The organism is Hydrogenophaga laconesensis (assembly GCF_031457235.1).
GTDB classification, from domain to species: Bacteria; Pseudomonadota; Gammaproteobacteria; order Burkholderiales; family Burkholderiaceae_C; genus Hydrogenophaga; species Hydrogenophaga laconesensis.
In genome coordinates, this window is sequence record NZ_JAVDWE010000002.1 from 20,086 (window position 1) to 40,915 (window position 20,830).

The following is a 20,830-nucleotide window of genomic DNA, read 5'->3' on the forward strand; positions in this document are numbered from 1 at the left end:
AGTTTCAGTATGGCCTCGCGTTGACCACGCACCAATACAGCTCGATACGCTCGGCCACCTCGATGAACTTGCTGAAGCTTACCGGCTTCTCGATGTACGAACTCACCCCCAGATCGTAGGCGGACTTGAGGTCCTTGTCCTCACGGGAGGATGTCAATATCACCACCGGAATGCGGCGAAAGCGCGGATGCGCCTTGAGCTGTGCCAGCACCTCCAGGCCACTGGCGCGCGGCATGTTGAGGTCGAGCAGGATCACGGCCGGCAACGGTTCGCCAGCCTCCCAGCGCGCGAACCACGCGAGCGCCTCCTCACCGTCGCGCGCCACGTGGATGGTGTTGGAGAAGTTCTTCTTGTTGAAGGCCCGCAGGGTGAGGTCCAGGTCCATCGGGTTGTCTTCCACCAGCAGGATGGAAGGCACGGTGGAGGTGGCGCTCATGATGGAAACTCCAGATAGAACGTGGCGCCCTCGCCGGGGCTGCTTTCGGCCCAGACGCGGCCGCCCATGCGCTGCACGGCCTTGGCCACGAGGGCGAGGCCGACACCGGTGCCGGCATAGTCCTCGGCGCGCTGCAGGCGCTGGAAGATGCCGAAGATGCGGTCGTGGTACTTCATGTCGAAGCCGACCCCGTTGTCGCGCACCCAGAGCAGGCAACGCCCTGCCTCGCGCCGCGCGCCGATCTCCACCTGCGGCTGCGGCTGGCTCTTGCTGAACTTGATGGCGTTGCCCACCAGGTTGCGCAAGGCCACCGCCAGACCTTCGCGGTCGAGCTGCAGTGTCATGGGCTCGACCTGCACCGCGAGCGAGGTACGGGCGGCCGCGATGTCGGCGGCATGGGTCTCCAGCACCAGATCGAGCACCGGCTGAAGCTCGACCGCGCGCTGCTCCATGGTTCGGCGCTCCATGCGCGAGTAATCGAGCAAGTCGGAGATCAGCGTGCCCATCTGATGCACGCCCCGGCGGATGCGCTGGATGAACTGGCGCCCTTCGTCGTCCAGGCGATCGCCGTGCTCTTCCTGCAGCAGCTGGCTGTAGCCGTCAATGCCGCGCAGCGGCGCCTTCAGGTCGTGCGAGACGGTGTAGGAAAAGGCTTCGAGTTCGCGATTGGCTGCGCTGAGTTGCTCGGTGCGCTCGGCCACGCGCTGCTCCAGCTTGGCGTTGATGCGCTCCAGGTTGGTCTGCGCCTGCTTGATCTGGGTGATGTCGAGCAGGGTTCCGCTGTAGTGGTGGCCCGTGCCGTCCGCATGAGGGCGGCATTCCAAGCTGCCCCGGAACCAGCGCTCGACACCGAGGTCCGGATGGCGCCGGAACTCGGCATGCAGGCGCACGCGGCTGTCCGACAGGGAGCGCATGAAACGCGCCACGCGCTCGCGGTCCTCGGGGTGGATGCAATCCAGGTAGGCCTCGAGATGGGCGGGCGGACCCAGCACCTCGGCCCGGCCGATGTTGTGGTACATCTGGCGCGACCACCAGATGTGCTCGGTCTTCGAGTCGTAGAGCCAGCTGCCCAGGCCGGCCATGGCCTCGGCCTGCTCCAGGAGACTCTTCTGGTCGCTCAGCGCCTGGCTGGTCTGCAGCCGGTCGGTCACGTCCTGGATGATGGAGAACAGGTGCTTGAGGCTGCCATCGGCATTGCGAACCGCACGCACGTGAATCTCGGCATGCACAAAGCTGCCGTCCCTGCGCACGAAGCGCTTCTGCATCTGGTAGCTGTCCGTGTGGCCTTCCTTCATGTGCTGCAGCAACTCGAGGTTCTGGTCGAGATCGGGCTGCGGTGTCATGTCGGACCAGGTCAGCTTCAGCAAGTCCTCGCGCGGGTAACCGAGGATCTCGCACAGGTGGTCGTTGACCTGCAGCCAGTGCGTGCTCTGCGGCGATGAAATCGCCATGCCGATGAGCGGCAACTCGTAGAACAGCCGCTGGAATTCGGCCTGCTCGCGCTGTGCGATCTGCGCTTCCTTCTGCACGGTGATATCGAGCAGCACACCGCTGATCGTGGTGACCTTGCCTTCGGCATTGCGTCCGAGGGTGCTGCGGTCATCGATCCAGATCCAGCGGCCATCGGCGCACCGCAGGCGGTATTCCTGGCGGTAGTGGTCGGGGCCGTGTTCGAGGTATTCGTCGATTTCAGCGTTGACCTGGCCCACATCGTCGGGGTGGATCAGGTCATCGTAGGTCATGCGCCCCTGCAGCAGGGGCTCGGGCGCGTAGCCCCACTGTGCAATGGACGGACTCACGTAGTGAATCGGACAGCCGATCACGTTGTACCACTCGATGACCACCAGCGGTGAGCGGTCCACGAGGTCGGTCATGTGCTGCAGCTGTGCATGGCTGGCCTGCAGGCGCTCGGCCATGCGGTCGGCAGCGTTGCCGATCAGCGCGAGTTCATCGCGCCCCTGCAGCCCGGTGCGTGCTTCCAGCCGGCCTTCGCCCATGGAGGTGAGCGCACGCGCGAGCTGTTCAGCGCGGCGGAACCACACCCAGTGCAACAGCAGGGCCAGCAGGCCGACGAGCACGAGCAGCACCATGGTTTCGCGCAGCACCTGCGTGCGCATGCCGGCGAAGCGGGTCGCGATGGGCTGGCTCAGGTCCACCACGGCCAGCAGTTCTCGCCCCGACTCCAGCAAGGCACGACCGAACAGCAGGGACGACCCCGCCGGGCGTTCCACCTGCAGGCTGGAGCCGGCCATGGGATCGACGAACAGGCTGCGGACATCCGCCAGCTCGGGATGCATGCTCTGAACGTCGGCGAACGGTAGGCCGATGTCCGTGCGCAGCAGCGACGCCATCACGGTGCCATTGCCGTCGATCAGATAGGCGTGCTGCATGCCGCTGTACAGACCCAGCCCTCCCACGAGCCGGCGCACCAGCAAGGCATTGGTGTTGCTGGACTCGGCACTGAGCCGGCTCTGTTCGACGCCCAGCCGTTCGCGCAGCCGCCGGGTCTCGTTCTCGCTCACCTGCTGGTCGACCTCCCGCCACTGGATCACCAGGTTGACGCCGGTGGTGGTCAGGGCGAACGCTGCCAGCAGCAGGGGAGCGAGCCAGCGTGCAGGAATGGAGAGCAGGCGCGCCACCGGTTTCATGGCAGGGGCACGGCGTTGCGCGCGCGCATGGCGGGCGCGGTGTCGATCAGGGCCGCCCAGTTGGGACGGCTGCGCAGCAGGCCCAGCTCGACCAGCAGGCGTGCCACTTCACCCCCCTGCAGTGCCAGCGGAGGCGGGCTGCCCGTGAGCATGGACAGCGATTCGGTCGGCGTGTAGAAGCGCAGCCCGCCCTGCACCGCCTGGTACTGGGCAGGCGTGAGGTCGGTGCCCGGCGCCAGTGAGGCGGCCGCGCCGGGTGGGTCCAGCTGCATCACGTTCAGGCCCGAGGCCCAGGCACCCAGCAGCGCATCCACCGCGGCGGGGCGCTCGCGCAGCACAGAACCACGCACCACCAGCACGTCCACGATCTGGCCGGGCATCTCGCGGCTGTCGAACACAGGCCGGTAGCCCAGGGCGCGGATCGGGCCATCGATCGGGGCATAGCTCACCGCAGCGGCCACGCGTTCGCTGAGCAGCGCGGTGAGGTGCAGGGTCGCATCCATGCGGACCACGGTCACATCTTCCTGCCGCAGGTCCGCCTTGCGCAGCAGCCGCTCGAGCATGAGGGTGCCGACGGTGGCGTCTTCCACCGCGATTCGCTCGCCGCGCAGCTTCTTCAGGTGGGTGATGCGCGGCGCGGCCACCACGACGTCGGCCCCGGCGGAGGTGTCGAGCAACGCGACGATGCGTGCGTCGAACCCGCTGTCGACCAGGCGCAGGGCTTCGTCCAGGGTGAGGCCGGCAGCGTCCAGCAGCCCGTTGCGCAGGTGGCGCAAGGCCTCGGCGCTGGACAGCAGTTCCACCACCTTGAGATGTTCCGCGTCGGTGAGGCCCCGGTCGCGGGCCAGCACCAGGGGGTCGTAACCGACCCAGGTGTTGATACCCACCACCAGCGGCGGCTGCGGGAGCTCGGTGCAGGAAGCCATGCCCAGCACCAGGCAGACGAGCGCCAGCCCGCGTGCCAGCACATGCCTGACCCCGTGCCCCACGCGCTCCCTTCCGCGATTCGAATCGATTCTCATCCCGTCTGCCATGGGAAAACATTCTGTCACCATCGGGGCGGCTCCGGCCCATCGCCGCTGACGGATGGACCGAAAACCGGACTTTTCCGCGTTTCGCCATGCCCCGGCGCACGTCAGCTCAGCGCCACCCCATGGAGATGGCCGGCAAGGGTGCGACACTGCGCTCATGAACAAGCCAACCCGAAACACCGCTGCCAGGTCCCGAACCGTGGCAAAGGCCGCTCCGCCACCCGCGGCGGTGGACCCGCTGTTCCTGGCCGCCCCACAGATCGCCACCTTCGTGGGCACGCAGCCGCTGACCAACGCCAGTGGCTTCTACTTCGAGCGCGACGCACGCCTCTACCTCGCCACCAGCCGTCACGTGCTGTATGACGAGCCCACCGACCACCGGCCCGATCGGATCGAGATCGGCCTGCACACCGACCCCAGCAACCTCACCCTCTCCACCGGTTTCTCGGTACCGCTGTACGTGGAGGGCGTGGCGGTGTGGCACCAGGGAGAGGACGGTGGCGGCGAGATCGACGTGGCCGTGATCGAACTCGATCGCGCCGCCTTTCCCGCAGAAGCGGTGGTGCGCACCTTCACACCCGCCCACCTGCAGACCGATTTCAACGCCGTCCCCGCCGACACGCCGCTGCTGGTGGTGGGCTTCCCGCTCGGCTTCCATGACGTGGTGCACCACCTGCCAGTGCTGCGGCGGGCCGGCATCGCCTCGCCTTACGGCATCCGCTTCCAGGGGCAGGGCTGCTTTCTCACCGATGCCCGAACCCACCGGGGCATCAGTGGCGCAGCGGTCGTCATGCGCGACACCGCCCCCTCGGCGGCCACCGCCACGCTGCCCTGGAAGCTGCTGGGCATCCACTCCTCGCGCGTCGACATGGGCAACCGCGACCTGGTGCTCGACGAGTCGCTGGGTCTGAACACCGCCTGGTACGCCGATATCCTCCTCACCCTGACCGAGCCCCCTGCCGCATGAACCCATCCGTCCCCGTGCGCGCCGCCGTGCTCGCCAGCGCCGACTACCCGTTCTCACCGATCACCGCACCGATCAAGCTCGACCAGAACGAGTCATTCGCCGATTTCCCTGAAGAACTCAAGGCACTCGCGCTCGAGCGCCTGCGCCTGTTGCCGTGGCACCGCTACACCGACCTCCATGCCGAGGCCGTGTGCGAGGCGGTGGCGCGGCACGAAGGCTGGTCGGCCGACGGCACCGTGGTCACCACCGGCAGCAATGTGCTGATCGCCTTGCTCATCCAGCTCAGCGCACTCGGCGGCGGCCGGGTGGTCACGGTGAAACCCAACTTCGCGCTGTACGGGCTGGACGCGGAGCTGCTCGGCGCCAGGTTGACCGAGGTGCCGCTGCGTGAGGACCTGTCGATCGACACCGCTGCCGTGATCGCGGTGCTGCAAGGCAGCGAAGGGCCGGCGCCGCACGGTGTGATCTACCTGCCGCGCCCGCACGCGCCCACGGGTTCGCTCTGTCCGCTAGACGAACTCGAACGCCTGGCCCTGGCCAGCCAGGGCTGGCTGCTGGTGATCGACGAGGCCTACCACCACTTCATCGAAGGCCCCGACGCGCGCGAGCTCGCGCGCCGGCACCCGCACGTGGTGCTGTTGCGCACGCTCTCCAAGGCCTGGGGTCTGGCCGGCCTTCGCATGGGGTACGCGCTCGCCTCCGACGCCGTGGCACGCCAGTTGCGCAAACTGGTGCCGCCGTTCGGCGTGTCGGTGCTGCAGACCGTCTGCGCCCAGGTCGCGCTGGAGCACCCGGGCTATGTGAAGGAGCGCGTGGCGCAGACTCTGCGCGAACGCGATCGCCTGTTTGCCGCGTTGCAACGCCACCCCGGCTGGCGGCCCATCCCCTCGCACGCCAATTTCCTGCTGGTGCGCACGCCCGACGCGGCACAGGCGCACGCGCAGTTGCTGGCGGGTGGCGTGCTGGTGCGGCGGCAGGACCGGCTGCACGGTTTGCAGGGCTGCTTCCGCGTCACGGTGGGCACGGTCGAGGAGAACAACGCGTTCCTGCGCGCGGCCGGGCTCGCGGGCTAGCAAGACCCATCAGACCCGAAGGCACGGCTGCGCCATCGGGTCCGCTTGAGCGGCACCGCGCAGCCGCTGCACCAGGAAGTCCACCGTGAGCGCCAGTTCCTCCGGTGATCGGCCGAAGTGCGCGCCTGGATAGACCACCAGGCGCTTGTCGGGGGTCGCCAACGCGCTGAACACGTCCAGCGTGCCCTGCCGGTCGAACAGCTCGTCGTCCCAGTGCTGTACGAACAGCGTGGCCGCCTTCACCTGCGCAGCGTCGGACAGCAGGTGCCTGCTGTTGGCGTGTGTGGCCGACCACTTGCCGAGCACCGCGGCGCGCATGGAAGGACAACGTGCGACCACCGTCATGCCGTACGCCGTGCCCATGGACAGGCCACACCAGCCCAGGACCGCGTTGGCCAGGCCGTCCACCGCGCCCAGCGCGTCGATCACATGCAGCCAGTCCGCCACCAGCGTCTCCCTTTCGCCGCCCACGGTCTGCCAGAAAGCCAGGAACTGCTGCAACAACGCTTCCCTCCCCGCAGGCGGCAGCGTGCGCCGATCGCCATGGATGAGACCATCGATCGCCACAACCGAGAGGCCACGCGCGCACAGGGCATCCACCAGCTCTAGCACCGACGCGTCACCCTTGTGCCCCGAGCCGCCGTGCTGCACGAGCACGAGCGCGACCGGTCCATGGGCCTGCATGGGCCGCCAGAGCAGACCGGGAATGCGGCGACCTTCGCGCAGGACCTCGAAGGCATCCACCCGCACACCGGGTGGGGCATCCGGCGCACCGGTCTTCAACCAGCGCATCACTCGACCCGGATGTTGTTCTCACGCACGACCTGCTCGTATTTGCGCAACTCCTGCTTCACGTAGGCCGCGAACTGGTCGGGCGGGCTGCCCACCAGCCGCACGCCCCGGCTGGCGCTGTAGGCCTTGAGCTCCGGCGTGCGCAAGGCCTTGCCCACCTCGACAGCGAGCCGCTCGACGATGTCCCGTGGCGTGCCGGCCGGCAGAAAGATGCCCTGCCAGCCGTCCGTGTCGAAGCCCGGGTAGGTCTGCGCAATCGGCTGGGCACCGGCGAACACCTCCACCTCGCGCGGCCCGGCCATGGCAATGGCCTTGAGCTTGCCCGACTGAACGTAGGGAACCGACGTGTTCGTGTCGAACGCCATATCGATCTCGCCGGAGATCAGGCCCAGCAGCATCTCCGATGGCCCGCGGTAGGGAATGTGTTCGGTCTGCATGCCGCTGGCGCGCTGCAGCATCACCATCGACAGGTGCGGCCCCGAGCCCGCCCCGTACGAGCCGTAGTTGAATTTGCGCGGGTGCTTCTTCACATGCGCGACAAGCTCGGGCAGATGAGTGGCGGGGAAATCCTTCCGGGTCAACAGCACATAGCTCACCGCAATGGTCTGCGACACCGGAATCAGGTCCTTTTCGGTGTTGAAGTTGAGCTTCTGCACGAAAGGGTTGATGACAATCTGGGACGCGCTGTTGAGCAGCGTGTAACCGTCCGCCGCGGCCCGCACCGTGGACTCCACCGCGATGTTGCCGGCGGCACCGGGCCTGTTCTCCACCACGAAGGGCTGCCCCATGCTTTCCTGCAGCTGTTTGGCGATGGCGCGGCCCAGCAGGTCGGTGGACGAGCCCGGCGTGTACCCCACGAGCATGCGTACCGGCCTGCTCGGGTAAGCCTGTGCCCGGGATGGCAGCGCGATGGCGGCGACGGCCGCCGCGCCCGCGCGCAGACAGTCGCGCCGCGCGATCACGCGTTTCCCCCATCGGCATCCGCCGTTTCCAGGAAACCGGCCGCGTCGTGCGACAGGCCGGTGGCTTCAGCGGCCTTGACCACGTCGGGGTGCCAGGTGATGCGACCGACCTCGGCGTCGGTGCCGCCCACCACGGAATAGATCAGCAGCGTGTGGTCGTTCGGGTTGCGAAAGCCGCGCATCAATCCGACGGGAACCGAAAAGCAGTCCCAGGCGTTGAGTTCGACTTCGTGTTCGCCATGGTCGCCCCAGAAGACCACCATCTTGCCGTTGAGCGGAAAGAAGACCTCTTCCGTCTTGTGCGAATGCAGGTTGGCGCCTTGTCCGACCGGCACCTCGATCAGGCTCACACCGAAGCGGTGCTCGCCCTGGATGGCAGGCTCCACACCTTTGTTCTCCAGCACACCGCGGTTGATGAGCTTGTAAAGGCGCTTGTTGAAGCCGGGCAGGCGGCTTTCGATGAAGGTCTCGCCATAGGGCTGCACCTTGCCCCAGCGGGCGATGCGGGTGGCTTCCATCTGTTCGGGTCTGATGTCCATGAAGGTCTCCTGTTGAATGTCAGGAGCGCAGTCTAGGAATCGGAAGATGATGCGTCCATTATCATTTTTCTCAGGATTCAATATCAAAAGGTTATGAAACGACATGGATCTCCGACAACTTCGCTCGTTCGTCGTGCTGGCCACCCAACAACATTTCGGCCGGGCAGCGAACCAGTTGCACATCGCCCAACCCGCCTTGAGCCGGCAGATCCGCCTGTTGGAAGAAGAGCTCGGCGCACCGCTGTTCGAACGCCATGCGCGCGGCGCCACGCCCACACAGGAGGCGCTGCTGCTGCTGGAGCGCGCGGAGTTCGTGCTGCGATACGTCGAACAATTGCGGGTGGACATGCTGGACCAGCACGCCACCCCGCGCGGCCCGGTCACGATGGGCATGTCGCCCGCGCTGGCGGCCCTGCTGTCGCTGCCCATTACACAGGCGCTGCGTGCGCGCTACCCGGACATCCGGCTCAAGATCGTGGAGACGTTCGCCCCCACGCTGTACACCATGCTGCTCGACGGTGCCGTCGACCTGGCCATCCTCAGCGGTCCGGTGCCACCGATCCATGCCAAGTCCGTGCCGCTGCTCACCGAAAAGATCTGCGCCATCGGCCCGCGTGACGATGCCCGCCTGCGGCGTGAGCAGATCGGCATCCGGGACCTGCGCGGGATCCCGCTGATCCTCACCGGCGTGTCGAAATCAGGCATCCGGCGCGAGCTGGAGGATGCCGCGCACCGCGCCAACGTCGCGCTGGATCAGGTGGTGGAGGTCGAGTCGCTGGATGTCGCACGCCGCCTGGTGGCCGGCGGTGTGGGCTGGACAGTGCACTTCGCCTCGCCGATCAAGCGGGAGATCGATGACGGCATTCTGGCCGCCACCCCCATCCGGGGATTGAAACTCCAGCGTTCCATGGCGCGCTCACTCGACCGGCCGCCCTCGCGCGCCACGGAAGTGTTGATGGCACTGGTACAGGACGCGGCCATCGGCCTGGTGGATGGTGGCGAATGGCCCCACTGCGTGCTGGCACCGGGTGTTCGCACGCGGGCCGGGTGACGCTCAGCCTTTGGCGACCTCGTGGTTCGCCATCAGCTCCAGCGCCTTGACCAGCGCCGAGTGGTCCAGGTCGGCCATGCCATTGGCGGCGCACGCGCCCATGAGTTGCGAGGCGCTGGCGGTCTGCGGCAGGCCCACGCCCAGTTCCTTCGCGCCCTGCAGCGCGAGGTTCAGGTCCTTCTGGTGCAGCCTGATGCGGAAGCCCGGATTGAAGGTGCGCTTGATCATGCGTTCGCCGTGCACTTCCAGGATGCGGCTGGCGGCAAAGCCACCCATCAGGGCCTGGCGCACCTTGGCCGGGTCGGCACCGGCCTTGCTCGCGAACACCAGGGCCTCGCTCACGGCCGCGATGTTGAGTGCCACGATGATCTGGTTGGCCACCTTGGTGGTCTGGCCGTCGCCATTGCCCCCCACCAGCGTGATGTTCTTGCCCATCAGTTCCAGCAGTGGGCGCACGCGTTCGAACACGGCTTCCTCGCCACCGCACATGATGGTGAGCGAACCGGCCTTGGCGCCCACCTCGCCACCGGACACCGGGGCATCGACGTAATCGCAACCGAGCGCGTTGATCTTCTTCGCGAAATCCTTGGTGGCCATCGGCGAGATCGAGCTCATGTCGACCACGACCTTGCCCTTGCTGAGGCCCTGCGCCACACCGTTCTCGCTGAACAGCACGGTCTCTACATCAGGCGTGTCGGGCACCATCGTGAAGATCACCTCGGCCTCGCGCGCCACGGCGGCGGCGTTGTCGCAGCGCACGCCACCGGCGGCCTGGATGGCTTCGGGCACCTGGCTGCGCGTGTGCACGAACAGCTTGTGGCCGGCGTTGACGAGGTGCAGGGCCATGGGCGTGCCCATGATGCCCAGGCCGATGAATCCGATGTTCATGTCATTCCTTGGTTAACACCCCCGCCGCGCTGCGCGCGACCCCCTCAAGGGGGCGACACTTGCGGCCCGGCAAAGCCGGTTCCGCGTTGTCCCTGGGGTGGGGTTGTGGTGATTCAATAGCCGTCCGGCGTGGCCTTGGGGGCCGAGGCGCGCAACGTGGCGAGCACTTGCTGCGAACCGGCGGCGATGAGGCGGGCGTCGGAGCTGATGGTGACGAACTGGAAGCCCATGGCGATGCGCCGTGCGGCGGCCTCGGGCGAACCGTTGTGGATGCCGGCCACGAGGCCGTGCGCCTTGGCGCGCGCCAGGATGTGTTCCACCGCCTGCGCGGCCTTGGGGTCGAGGTCGTCGAAGGTGGGGTTGCAGCCCAGGGCGAGCGAGAGGTCGGACGGGCCGATGTAGATCGCATCGAGGCCGGGTGTGGACATGATGTCGTCGAGGTTCTCGAGCGCCTGCGCGGTCTCGATCATGGCGAAGGTGACGATGGTGTCGTTCGCGTGTTTCGGGTAGTCGGCACCCCCGTAGAGCAGTGCACGCACCGGGCCGAAGCTGCGCGTGCCGCGCGGCGCGTAGTGGGTGTAGGCGACGAGCTTCTCGGCGTCCGCGCGGGTGTTCACCATCGGGCAGATGACGCCGTAGGCGCCAGCGTCCAGCGCCTTCATGAGGATACCGGGCTCCAGCCAGGGCACGCGCACCACGGGCACGGTGTCGGTGGTGGAAATGGCCTGCAGCATCGTCACCATGGCCTGGTAGTCGACCACGCCGTGCTGCAGGTCGACAGTCAGCGAATCCCAGCCCTGGTGCGCCATGGTTTCGGCGGAGAAGCTGTTGGGGATGGCGAGCCAGCCGTTGGCGACAGCGCCTCCCCTGGCCCAGATTTCGCGCAGACGGTTGGGTCTCATCGGTGTCCTTCGTTGTTGGATTGAGGTCGTGGCATTGTCAGTCAACGGTCCATCGCCGGGCGCTTCGGGTTGAAGGTCCAGTCGGGAATCAGGCTCTGCATGGCGATCGCGTCGTCGCGCGCGCCCAGGCCATGTTCGCGGTAGAGCTGGTGCGCCTTCTCCACCTCGGCCATGTCGAGCTCGATGCCCAGCCCCGGCTTTTTCGGTACCTGCACGTGGCCATCCACGATCTTCAGCGGCTCTTTCGTGAGGCGCTGGCCGTCCTGCCAGATCCAGTGCGTGTCGATGGCCGTGACCTTGCCGGGCGCTGCGGCACCCACGTGCGTGAACATCGCCAGCGACACGTCGAAATGGTTGTTGGAGTGCGAGCCCCAGGTCAGGCCCCAGTCGCGACAGGTCTGCGCCACGCGCACGCTGCCCGCCATGGTCCAGAAGTGTGGGTCGGCCAGCGGAATGTCGACCGACTGCAGCGCGAGCGCGTGCACCATCTGCCGCCAGTCGGTGGCCACCATGTTGGTGGCCGTGGGCAGACCGGTGGCGCGGCGGAATTCGGCCATCACCTCGCGGCCCGAGAAACCCTCCTCCGCACCGCAGGGGTCTTCGGCATAAGCCACCACGCCGCGCATGCGGTGGCCCAGGCGGATCGCGTCCTTCAGCAGCCAGCCACCGTTGGGGTCGAGCGTGACGCGCGCATCGGGGAAACGTTCGTGCAGCGCGGTCACCGCATCCACCTCCTCGTCGCCGCGCAGCACGCCACCCTTGAGCTTGAAGTCGTTGAAGCCGTAGCGTTCGCGCGCGGCCTCGGCCAGGCGCACCACGGCCTCGGGCGTCATCGCCTCTTCGTGCCGCAGACGGAACCAGGCGTTGTCGGCGCCAGGGTCGCTGGTGTAGGGGAGAGGGGTCTTCTTCCTGTCGCCGACAAAGAAGAGGTAGCCCAGCATCTCTACCGATTCACGCTGCTGCCCCTCGCCCAACAAGGCTGCCACGGGCACTCCGAGGTGCTGCCCGAGCAGATCGAGCAGGGCCGACTCCACCGCCGTCACGGCGTGGATCGTGGTGCGCAGGTCGAAGGTCTGCAGTCCTCGACCACCGGCATCGCGGTCAGCGAAACGGGTCTGCAGTTCGCGCAGCAGGCGCTGGTGATCGCCGATGGAGCGGCCCACCACGAAAGCCCGCGCGTCTTCCAGGGTCTGCCGGATCTTCTCGCCCCCGGGCACCTCGCCCACACCGGTGTGCCCGGCGCTGTCCGTGAGGATGAGGAGGTTGCGCGTGAAGAACGGCGCGTGCGCGCCGCTCAGGTTGAGCAACATGCTGTCGCGCCCCGCGACGGGGATGACGCGAAGTTCGGTGATGCGAGGGGTGGAAGACATGAAGGAAGCGCGTGAAAGTTTCAATGAAAAGCCGCATCGGCGCGAAGAGACCCGATCCAGAGACACCCCGAGGAACCGGCTTCGCCGGGCCTCAGGTGTCGCCCCCTGGCAGGGGGTCGCGCGCAGCGAGGCTGGGTAGCTCTTTCAGTCCGCCTTGATGTTGCGTGACTGGATGAGTTTCTGCCAGCGCGCGAACTCGGTGGCCTGGAAGGCGGTGAACTGCTCAGGCGTGCTGGCCACGATCTCGAAGCCCACTTCGAGCAGCTTCGGTTTCACTGTGGGGTCGTTCAGCGCGTCCTTGATGGCGGCCTGCAGCTTGTTCTTCAGGTCGACCGGCATGCCCTTGGGGCCGGCAACGGCTTGCCAGGAATAGACGTTGGCGTCCTTGATGCCGAGCTCGTCGAGCGTGGGCACGCTGGGCAACAGGGGCGAGCGCTGGGCGCTGGTGATGGAGAGCGCACGCAGCTTGCCGGCCACGATCTGGGGCATGGCCGTGTTGATGTTCATGAAGGACGAGTCCACCTGGTTGCCCAGCAGGTCGGTCATCACCGGGCCGCCGCCCTTGTAGGGCACGTGCACGCCGGTGGTACCGGTCTGTTGCCAGTAGAGCTCGGCGGTGAGGTGGTCGCTGCTGCCGTTGCCGGAGGACGCGAAGGTCATCTTGCCGGGGTTGGCTTTCTGGAAGGCCAGCACGTCGGCCATGGTCTTGTGCGGCGAGGCAGCGGGCACCACGAGCACGTTCGGGGCCTGCACGGCGACGGAGATGTAGTCGAAGTCCTTGGGGGCGTCGTAGGCCACCTTGAACAGGTGGGGCGCGATCACGAAGGGGCCGAGCGAGGAGACGAACAGCGTGTGACCATCGGGCGCGGAGCGCACGACCTGCGTGGCGCCGATGGTGCCGGTGGCGCCGGGCTTGTTGTCGACCACGAAGGTGCCGCCAAACTTTTCCTGCAGCTTGGGTTGCAGGGTGCGCGCGATCAGGTCGGTGGAGCCGCCGGGCGGGAACGGCACGACGATGGTGACGGGCTTGGCATCGGGCCAGGCCATGGCCGCGGTGAGGGTCATGGAGGCGCCGAGGGCGCACAGCAGTTTTTTCATGTCTCTTGTCTCCTGTCGTTGGTGATTGTGGGTGGAGGGGCTCCATTTGGTAGCGGTACCAAATGAAGTTGCCGCGGATGGTACCGGTACCAAATTGGATCGTCAACGGGTTTTTCCCGTGTTTTGACTGCCTTTCGGGAACGGAGGGGCATGGCACTCTGCTCCGCGACTGTCCCCCGGCGGCTGGTGCCGCCTCCTCCTTTTATGTCGCTGCGCAGAGCGCCATGCCCCTCCGTTCCAGCAGCAAGGTGGGCGTGCCCGCAGACCGAGTGCCGAAGAGGTCGTCGTCGATGGGGTGGCCGGCGCAGCGGCATAAAAGGAGGAGAACCGGCGCAGCCGGTTCGGGGGACAGCCGCGGAGCCGGCCACCCCATCGGCGATGACCGGAAGCCGCCGGAGAAAAAACTAGGTCGTGTCCCGCTCGACGATGGAAAACCCCACATCGACCAGCGGAGAGGCCACCTCACGCCCCTCTGCCCGATCGATCAGACAACGGGCCGCCATGCGCCCGATGTCCGCGCCATTGATGTGCACCGTGCTCAGCGCCGGCACCATGTCCGCCACGAACGGCACATCGCCGAAACCCACGATCGCCAGACGGCCCGGAATGTCGATGCCCCGCACCCGCGCCTCCGTCACCACACCCGAGGCCAGTAGGTCGGAACTGCAGAACACGGCATCCACCTCGGGATCGATCTCCAGCAGACGGCCCAGCGCCTCCCGCCCGCTCTTGATGGTGCGCGAAGCCCCCACGTCCACCACCTGCACCTTCGCCAGACCACTGCGCTCCGCCTCGACGGCGAACGCCTGCGCCCGGCGGCCGGCACGCTCGTCGTCGGCGCGGATCATCGCCAGGCGGCGTCGGCCCTTGCCCACCAGGAATTTCGCCACCTCGCGCCCGATGTCGCTGTGCGAGAAACCCACCAGCATGTCGATCGGTGCGGGCGTCAGGTCCCAGGTCTCCACCACCGGGATGCCCGAAGCCAGCAGCCGCGTGCGGCCCTTGCCCGAATGCAGCACGCCGGTGAGAAAGATGCCGTCGGGCCGACGGCCGATGATGGCCTCCAGCAGCGACTCCTCGCGGCTTGCCGAATAGCTGGACTGCCCCAGCATCAGCTGGTAGCCGGCGTCGAACAGCGTGCCGTTGAGCGACTCGATGGTCTCCATGAACACCGACATGACCGTGCTCGGCACCACCGCCGCGATCAGCCGGCTGCGCGAGGACGCCAGGCCGCCGGCCATGCGGTTGGGCACGTAACCGGTCTTCTGCACCGCGTCGAGCACCTTCTGGCGCACGTCCACCGACACCTGCTCGGGCGTGTTCAACACGCGCGAGGCGGTGATGGGCGCGACGCCCGCCAGCTTGGCGACGTCGCGCAGCGTGATGGCCCCGCTGCCCCTGCGGGAACGCCGGGTGTTGTCGGATTCTTTTGTTTGCGGCATAAAATGGTACCGGTACCAAATTGATCACATCGTAGTCTGAAATCGCCTGCGATGCGCGCCGAATCATAGGAGATGCGCATGCCCGAGACCCTCGCCCCACCCGCGCCCGCCACCGCCACCACGCCGCTGACCATCCGGATGCATGCCGACGACAACGTCGCCATCGTCGCCAACGATGGCGGACTGGCCGCCGGCACCGCCCTGCCCGGTGGCCCCGTGCTGCGCGAGCGGGTGCCGCAGGGCCACAAGGTGGCCCTGGTGGATCTGCCGCGCGGCGGCGCGGTGCTGCGCTACGGCGTTCCCATCGGCCACGCGCTGGACGACATTGCGGCCGGCAGCTGGGTGCACGAGCGGCTGCTGCGGATGCCCGAGGCGCGCGGCCTGGACAACCTGCCCATGGCGACGGCCAGGCCCGAGAACCTGCCACCCCTGGAGGGCTATACCTTCGAGGGCTACCGCAACCCGGACGGCTCGGTGGGCACGCGCAACATCCTGGCCATCACGCAGACGGTGCAGTGCGTGGCCGGCGTCACCGAATTCGCGGTGCAGCGCATCAAGGCAGAGCTGCTGCCCCGGTTCCCGCACGTGGACGACGTGGTGGCGCTCGAACACGGCTACGGCTGCGGCGTCGCCATCGACGCGCCCGATGCGGTCATTCCCATCCGCACGCTGCGCCACATCAGCCTGAACCCCAACTTCGGGGGCGAGGTGATGGTCGTCAGCCTCGGTTGCGAGAAGCTGCAGCCCGAGCGCTTGCTGCCGCCGGGCTCGATTCCTCTGGTGGACGAGCGCAACGTGGCCGACGTGGGCGCCAGCGCGGAGACCAAGCTGGATGTGGTCTGTCTGCAGGACGACGCGCACGTGGGCTTCATGTCCATGGTCGATTCCATCCTGCGCCAGGCCGAGGAACACCTGAAGCGGCTGAACGCGCGCCGGCGCGTGACCGTGCCCGCGAGCGAACTGGTGGTGGGTGTGCAATGCGGCGGCAGCGACGCGTTCTCCGGCGTCACCGCCAACCCGGCCGTGGGCTTCTGCACCGACCTGCTGGTGCGCGCGGGCGCCAGCGTGATGTTCTCCGAAACCACCGAGGTGCGCGACGGCATCGCCCAGCTCACCGCGCGCGCCACCACGCCCGAGGTGGCCGAGGCCATGGTGCGCGAGATGGCCTGGTACGACGCGTATCTGAAACGCGGTGCGGTGGACCGCAGCGCCAACACCACACCGGGCAACAAGAAGGGTGGCCTGTCCAACATTGTGGAGAAGGCCATGGGATCTATCGTGAAGTCGGGCAGCGCGCCGATTTCCAACGTGCTCTCGCCCGGCGAGAAGCTCAGAGCCCGGGGCCTGACCTACGCAGCCACCCCCGCCAGCGACTTCATCTGCGGCACGCTGCAACTGGCCGCCGGCATGAACCTGCACGTATTCACCACCGGGCGCGGCACGCCGTACGGCCTGGCCCCGGTACCCGTGATCAAGGTGGCCACGCGCAGCGACCTGGCGCGGCGCTGGCACGACCTGATGGACATCAACGCCGGCACGATTGCCGACGGCACGGCCAGCATCGAAGACGTGGGCTGGCAGCTGTTCCGGTTCATGCTCGATGTGGCCAGTGGCCACAAGAAGACCTGGGCCGAACGCTGGAAACTGCACAACGCGCTGGTGCTGTTCAACCCCGCGCCCGTGACCTGAGGGCGAATGACCTGAGCCCTTCGTAGGGTACGCAGGGACAACCCTTGACGCTGCCCGGCCGCGCTGTATCGTCGCCCGTGTGTAAAAACTGAGGAAGACAACATGGCGTTCGTGCCGCACGGGCAACTGCAACGGATTCATGGGGTGGTGGCCTGCATGCTGCTCGCCGTCGGGCTGGCCGGCTGCAAGAGCCTGCCGCGCGTGGTGCCCGACATGGACCGCCGCCCTCCACCGGTTCGGCTGGAAGGCTCGCAGGGCCCCCTGTCGGCCGAACGCAGCCGCGCCATTCTGGAACGCCTGAAGGCCGGTGGCCAGGGGACAGATATCCTGTCGCGACACCTCGCGGTGGAAGAGGCCGTGGCGGGCAGCCCGCTGACCGCCGGCAACAAGACCGCCCTGCTGGAAGATGGACCCGCCACCTACCGCGCCATGCTGGCCGCGATCGAGAAGGCGAAGGACCACATCCACCTGGAAACCTACATTCTCGACGACGATGACGTGGGACAACGCTTCGCGGACGCGCTGATCGCGAAGCAACGGCAAGGCGTGCAGGTGCATCTGATCCATGACAGCGTGGGCACCATTGGCACGCCGGACGAGTTCTTCAAGAAGCTGACCGATGCCGGCATCAAGGTACTGGAGTTCAACCCGATCAACCCCGCCCAGGCGCGCAAGGGCTGGGAACTGAACGAACGCGATCACCGCAAGCTGCTGATCGTCGACGGACGCGTCGCCTTTCTCGGCGGCATCAACATCAGCGGCGTGTATTCCAGCGGCTCGCTGGCCTCGATGTCCAGCGGGGGCAAGACCAGCCAGAAGCCCGAAGAGGGCATTCCGTGGCGCGACACACACATTCAACTGGAAGGCCCCGTGGTGGCCGAATTCCAGAAGCTGTTCCTGGAGACCTGGAAGGAGCAGAAGGGCGAGCCCCTGGCTGAGCTCAACTACTTCCCACCCCCTGAGCGCGTCGGCCGCGACGTGGTGCGTGCGCTCGCCAGCTCGCCGCGCGACAACTTCAGCGGCATCTACGCCACGCTGCTCTCCGCCATCACCAGCGCCGAGACCAACGTGTATCTCACGAACGCCTACTTTGCGCCCGATCCGCAGCTGCTGGAGGCCCTGGAAGACGCCGCGCGGCGGGGCGTGGACGTCAGGATGATTTTGCCGAGCAAGACCGACTCATGGCTCATCTTCCACGCGGGCCGCAACTACTACCACCGTCTGCTGAAGGCGGGGGTGAAGATCTATGAGCGGCAGGGCGTGATCCTGCACACCAAGACAGGCTCCGTGGACGGCGTGTGGTCCACAGTGGGATCCACCAACCTGGACTGGCGCAGCTTCCTGCACAACTACGAACTCAACGCCGTCGTGCTCGGGGCAGACTTTGCCGCACAGCTCCAGGTGCTGTTCGATGAAGACCTGAAGAACTCCCGCCAGATCACGCTCGAGGAATGGCGGCGACGCGGTGTGGCACCCCGATTCCAGGAGTTCTTCGCGCGCATGTGGGAGTACTGGTTGTAGACAGGGACATCCCCTGCGCCGCTGTGCGGCTTCCCCCTCTCTGGCGCGCCTTCGGCGCTGGGAGGGGGACGGCATCTCGGGCCGGCGGAGCCGGACCCTGGATGCCACTGGAGCAGGTGTGGCGTTCGGTGCGGGTTGCGCGCCGGAGGGTGTCTCTGTTCTGGCTTACCGGGTCATCGGCGCGGGCACCGGCGGCAGCGGAGCCGGCGTGGGGTTCATCGAGGGCGGTGTCGTCATGGACGGCGGCGGCATCGGCGCGGCCGGCACGGGTGGCGAGAGCATCGGTGCGGGTGACGCCATGGGCGGCGGAGGCGGTGCCGGCAGCGTCTCCTGCGTCACCAGCTCGCGGATGGTGCCACCGCCCTGCACCGAGCCGGAGGAACTGCCTTCACCGCGCGCCATCCGCTCGCAGATCGTGCGTTCCTCTTGAGAGTTGTGCGACTGGCAGCGCTGCAAGGCATTGCGTTCCAGTTCCTGCGGCGACGTTCCGCCGCGCACGCCCGTGCGCAGGGCCTGAGCGCGGTGTGCACCGGCGTCGCGCAGACAGCTGGTGCGGTCCTGTGTGGGGCTCAGCGCCTGGCAGGCCGCACGATCGCGCTGGTAGGCGGCTTCGATCGCGGCCTTGTCGGCACCAGCAGCCCAGGCGGTGGGCATGCAGACGGCAAACACCGCCATGGCCACCCAGCCACGGGAAGAAGAAAAAGGACGTGTCGATGGGTTCATGGTGTGACCTCCTGTGAACGGGGCCGGCGCGAGACGCGGCGACCTTGTCACACCATGCTAGGAAGCGGGTTTTGGGGCGTCTGTAGGCCGAGTCCGACCCGGGCCTCGGACATTCACTCCCAGTGCAGCTCGATCAGCTTCCAGTCACGGCCTTCCAGTCGCCACTGCAGGCGCACGGCATAAGGCTCCGCGCGTTCGGGGATCAGCCCCTGCGCGCCGGTCACCAGCACCTTCGCCTCGGTGTGGCCCACCTGCGAACTGCCACTGTCGATGCGGCTGCTGCGCGTGACCGCGATGATCCTGATGTTCGTGTAACGGAAGAACATCAGCGTCATGGTGCGCTGGGCCCACTCGCGGTCCATGCCTTCGCCGGCCTGGAAATTCGCGTGCAGCTGGTCCATCACATCGCTGGTCCTGCGTGCTTCGAGGTTGTCCTGCAGCTTCTGCACGGCCGCTTCCAGAGCGGCCTGGGGATCGGTCTTGCCGCATCCGGCCAGCCACAGCGGCAACAGCAGCAACAACAGGGCGAAGCGGCGCAACAGCATCAAGGGTCCTTTCGGGTCGGCAAAAAAACGCCGCGACCATACCACCGTGGCACACGCGCGAAAAAAAGCCCGCGCTGGGCGGGCTCTCGCGTGCGACGCACGGAAGCGTTCAGACCTTCGGCTTGTACTTGTTGATGAGATCGCGGCCGCCCTGCAGCAGCTTCTTGCCGTCGAAGCCGCGCTTGTCCATGTCGGCCACCCACTCGTCGGTGATGGGCGCGGTGAGCCGGATGAACTCTTCCGTCTCGGCCTTGCCCATGACATGCACCGTGTTGCCCTTGTCGATGGCACCCTTGCGCACCACCGGGTCGGCTTCGGCGATCACGCGGCCGAACATGCCCGACGCCTCCAGGCCCGAGTTGCGGTCGATGATCTGCTTCAGGTCCGGCGCCAGGCTTTCGTAGCGCGCCTTGTTCATCACCATGTACTGGATGCTGTTGTTGAACCCCGGCATGCCTTTGGCGAATTCGGTGTGAAACTTCGTCAGTTCGTCGAGCTTGGCGGCCGGCACCGTGTCCCAGGGAATGATGGCGCCATCGATCACACCCTTGGACAGCGAGTCGGGAATCTGCGGCAGCGGCATGCCCACCGGGATGGCGCCCACCGCACCCAGGATCGCGGTCGCCTTGCGCGATGGCCCACGCACCTTCAGGCCCTTGAGGTCGGCGGCCCTGGTGACCAGCTTGTTCTTCATGTGCAGCACGTTCAGGCCGTGCGTGTGGAAGGTGATCACCTTCACCTCCTTGAGCTCGTCGGCGGAGTACGTGCTCATGTACTCCCACGCCGCCCTGGAAGCGCCTTCACCGTCGTAGGTGAAGAACGGCAGCTCGAACACTTCCGCGCGGGGGAAGCGGTTGGGCGTGTAGCCCGCGAGCGACCACACCATGTCCACCACGCCTTCTCGCGCCTGGTCGAACAGCTGGGCCGGCGCGCCACCGAGCTGCATGGCCGCATAGTGTTCAAACCTGAGCCGCCCGCCCGACTCCTTCTCGACCTTGTTCATCCACGGCACCAGCACGCGCGAATACACATTGGAGGTGGCGGGAACGAAGGTCTGGAAGCGCAGGGTGATCGGCGATTGCGCGCGGGCCGCGATGGCGGGCACCGCCGCCACGGCAGCAGCGGACTTGAGCAGGGTTCGGCGTTGGATCAT

At 67.1% G+C, this 20,830-nt stretch carries 19 protein-coding genes; 5 read left to right on the plus strand and 14 right to left on the minus strand.

All coding sequences use genetic code 11. From position 1 onward, the window contains the following. Nucleotides 1-4: 4 nt before the first annotated feature. Genes J2X09_RS04470 through J2X09_RS04480 form a run of 3 tightly spaced genes read right to left on the minus strand, consistent with a single transcriptional unit; the run spans nucleotide 5 to nucleotide 4,073 of the window. A complete protein-coding gene (locus J2X09_RS04470) occupies nucleotides 5-436 on the minus strand; it encodes a response regulator (RefSeq protein ID WP_204732947.1) in 432 nt (143 codons plus the stop codon). Next, on the minus strand, nucleotides 433-3,084 hold the full coding sequence (locus J2X09_RS04475; RefSeq protein WP_204732946.1) for a PAS domain S-box protein: 2,652 nt from the start codon (nucleotides 3,082-3,084) through the stop codon (nucleotides 433-435). Before J2X09_RS04475 ends, J2X09_RS04470 begins: the two co-directional genes overlap by 4 nt. Further along, complete coding sequence (locus J2X09_RS04480; protein ID WP_204732945.1) at nucleotides 3,081-4,073, minus strand: ABC transporter substrate-binding protein; 993 nt, start codon at nucleotides 4,071-4,073, stop codon at nucleotides 3,081-3,083. The genes J2X09_RS04475 and J2X09_RS04480 overlap by 4 nt, the downstream gene beginning before the upstream one ends. A gap of 199 nt (nucleotides 4,074-4,272) precedes the next feature. Here J2X09_RS04480 and J2X09_RS04485 point away from each other — a divergent pair, with 199 nt between their 5' ends. Continuing rightward, entirely contained in the window at nucleotides 4,273-5,082 is an 810-nt protein-coding gene (locus J2X09_RS04485; protein ID WP_204732944.1) for a trypsin-like peptidase domain-containing protein, read from the plus strand. Continuing rightward, complete coding sequence (locus J2X09_RS04490; protein ID WP_204732943.1) at nucleotides 5,079-6,155, plus strand: pyridoxal phosphate-dependent aminotransferase; 1,077 nt, start codon at nucleotides 5,079-5,081, stop codon at nucleotides 6,153-6,155. The genes J2X09_RS04485 and J2X09_RS04490 overlap by 4 nt, the downstream gene beginning before the upstream one ends. 9 nt (nucleotides 6,156-6,164) lie before the next feature. On the opposite strand, the gene J2X09_RS04495 is transcribed toward J2X09_RS04490, so the two are convergent. The 3 genes from J2X09_RS04495 to J2X09_RS04505 are packed head-to-tail and all read right to left on the minus strand — an operon-like array spanning nucleotide 6,165 to nucleotide 8,448. Beyond that, on the minus strand, nucleotides 6,165-6,947 hold the full coding sequence (locus J2X09_RS04495) for an alpha/beta hydrolase (protein WP_204732942.1): 783 nt from the start codon (nucleotides 6,945-6,947) through the stop codon (nucleotides 6,165-6,167). After that, nucleotides 6,947-7,909 (minus strand): Bug family tripartite tricarboxylate transporter substrate binding protein, encoded by a 963-nt coding sequence (locus tag J2X09_RS04500; RefSeq protein WP_204732941.1) that lies wholly within the window; start codon nucleotides 7,907-7,909, stop codon nucleotides 6,947-6,949. The genes J2X09_RS04495 and J2X09_RS04500 overlap by 1 nt, the downstream gene beginning before the upstream one ends. Beyond that, nucleotides 7,906-8,448, minus strand: a complete 543-nt coding sequence (locus J2X09_RS04505) for a cupin domain-containing protein (RefSeq protein WP_204732940.1) — start codon at nucleotides 8,446-8,448, stop codon at nucleotides 7,906-7,908. Before J2X09_RS04505 ends, J2X09_RS04500 begins: the two co-directional genes overlap by 4 nt. Before the next feature lie 103 nt (nucleotides 8,449-8,551). Between J2X09_RS04505 and J2X09_RS04510 the strand changes: the two genes are divergently transcribed. Continuing rightward, complete coding sequence (locus tag J2X09_RS04510; RefSeq protein WP_204732939.1) at nucleotides 8,552-9,499, plus strand: LysR family transcriptional regulator; 948 nt, start codon at nucleotides 8,552-8,554, stop codon at nucleotides 9,497-9,499. Between the two features lie 3 nt (nucleotides 9,500-9,502). Here J2X09_RS04510 and glxR read toward each other — a convergent pair whose 3' ends face one another. The 5 genes from glxR to J2X09_RS04535 all read right to left on the minus strand — a co-directional run bounded on the left by glxR (nucleotide 9,503) and on the right by J2X09_RS04535 (nucleotide 15,199). Continuing rightward, a complete protein-coding gene (gene glxR, locus J2X09_RS04515; protein ID WP_204732938.1) occupies nucleotides 9,503-10,387 on the minus strand; it encodes a 2-hydroxy-3-oxopropionate reductase in 885 nt (294 codons plus the stop codon). A 113-nt stretch (nucleotides 10,388-10,500) separates the two neighbouring features. After that, on the minus strand, nucleotides 10,501-11,289 hold the full coding sequence (locus tag J2X09_RS04520) for an HpcH/HpaI aldolase family protein (protein ID WP_204732937.1): 789 nt from the start codon (nucleotides 11,287-11,289) through the stop codon (nucleotides 10,501-10,503). Between the two features lie 41 nt (nucleotides 11,290-11,330). After that, the gene (gene gudD, locus J2X09_RS04525; RefSeq protein ID WP_204732936.1) at nucleotides 11,331-12,659 is read right to left on the minus strand and encodes a glucarate dehydratase; all 1,329 of its coding nucleotides are present in this window, start codon (nucleotides 12,657-12,659) and stop codon (nucleotides 11,331-11,333) included. Nucleotides 12,660-12,803: 144 nt separating this feature from the next. Continuing rightward, a complete protein-coding gene (locus tag J2X09_RS04530) occupies nucleotides 12,804-13,757 on the minus strand; it encodes a Bug family tripartite tricarboxylate transporter substrate binding protein (RefSeq protein ID WP_204732935.1) in 954 nt (317 codons plus the stop codon). A 404-nt stretch (nucleotides 13,758-14,161) separates the two neighbouring features. Further along, nucleotides 14,162-15,199 (minus strand): LacI family DNA-binding transcriptional regulator, encoded by a 1,038-nt coding sequence (locus J2X09_RS04535; RefSeq protein ID WP_204732934.1) that lies wholly within the window; start codon nucleotides 15,197-15,199, stop codon nucleotides 14,162-14,164. A gap of 78 nt (nucleotides 15,200-15,277) precedes the next feature. Between J2X09_RS04535 and garD the strand changes: the two genes are divergently transcribed. Beyond that, complete coding sequence (gene garD, locus J2X09_RS04540) at nucleotides 15,278-16,888, plus strand: galactarate dehydratase (protein WP_204732933.1); 1,611 nt, start codon at nucleotides 15,278-15,280, stop codon at nucleotides 16,886-16,888. Between the two features lie 102 nt (nucleotides 16,889-16,990). Next, nucleotides 16,991-18,409: a cardiolipin synthase gene (cls, locus tag J2X09_RS04545; RefSeq protein ID WP_310307572.1), complete on the plus strand. Its 1,419-nt coding sequence runs from the start codon at nucleotides 16,991-16,993 to the stop codon at nucleotides 18,407-18,409. A gap of 165 nt (nucleotides 18,410-18,574) precedes the next feature. Here the strand turns inward: cls and J2X09_RS04550 are convergent, their stop codons facing one another. The 3 genes from J2X09_RS04550 to J2X09_RS04560 all read right to left on the minus strand — a co-directional run bounded on the left by J2X09_RS04550 (nucleotide 18,575) and on the right by J2X09_RS04560 (nucleotide 20,830). Continuing rightward, on the minus strand, nucleotides 18,575-19,132 hold the full coding sequence (locus tag J2X09_RS04550; protein WP_204732932.1) for a hypothetical protein: 558 nt from the start codon (nucleotides 19,130-19,132) through the stop codon (nucleotides 18,575-18,577). Nucleotides 19,133-19,245: 113 nt separating this feature from the next. Continuing rightward, a complete protein-coding gene (locus tag J2X09_RS04555) occupies nucleotides 19,246-19,677 on the minus strand; it encodes a hypothetical protein (RefSeq protein WP_204732931.1) in 432 nt (143 codons plus the stop codon). Nucleotides 19,678-19,786: 109 nt separating this feature from the next. Then, nucleotides 19,787-20,830: a TRAP transporter substrate-binding protein gene (locus tag J2X09_RS04560; protein ID WP_204732930.1), complete on the minus strand. Its 1,044-nt coding sequence runs from the start codon at nucleotides 20,828-20,830 to the stop codon at nucleotides 19,787-19,789.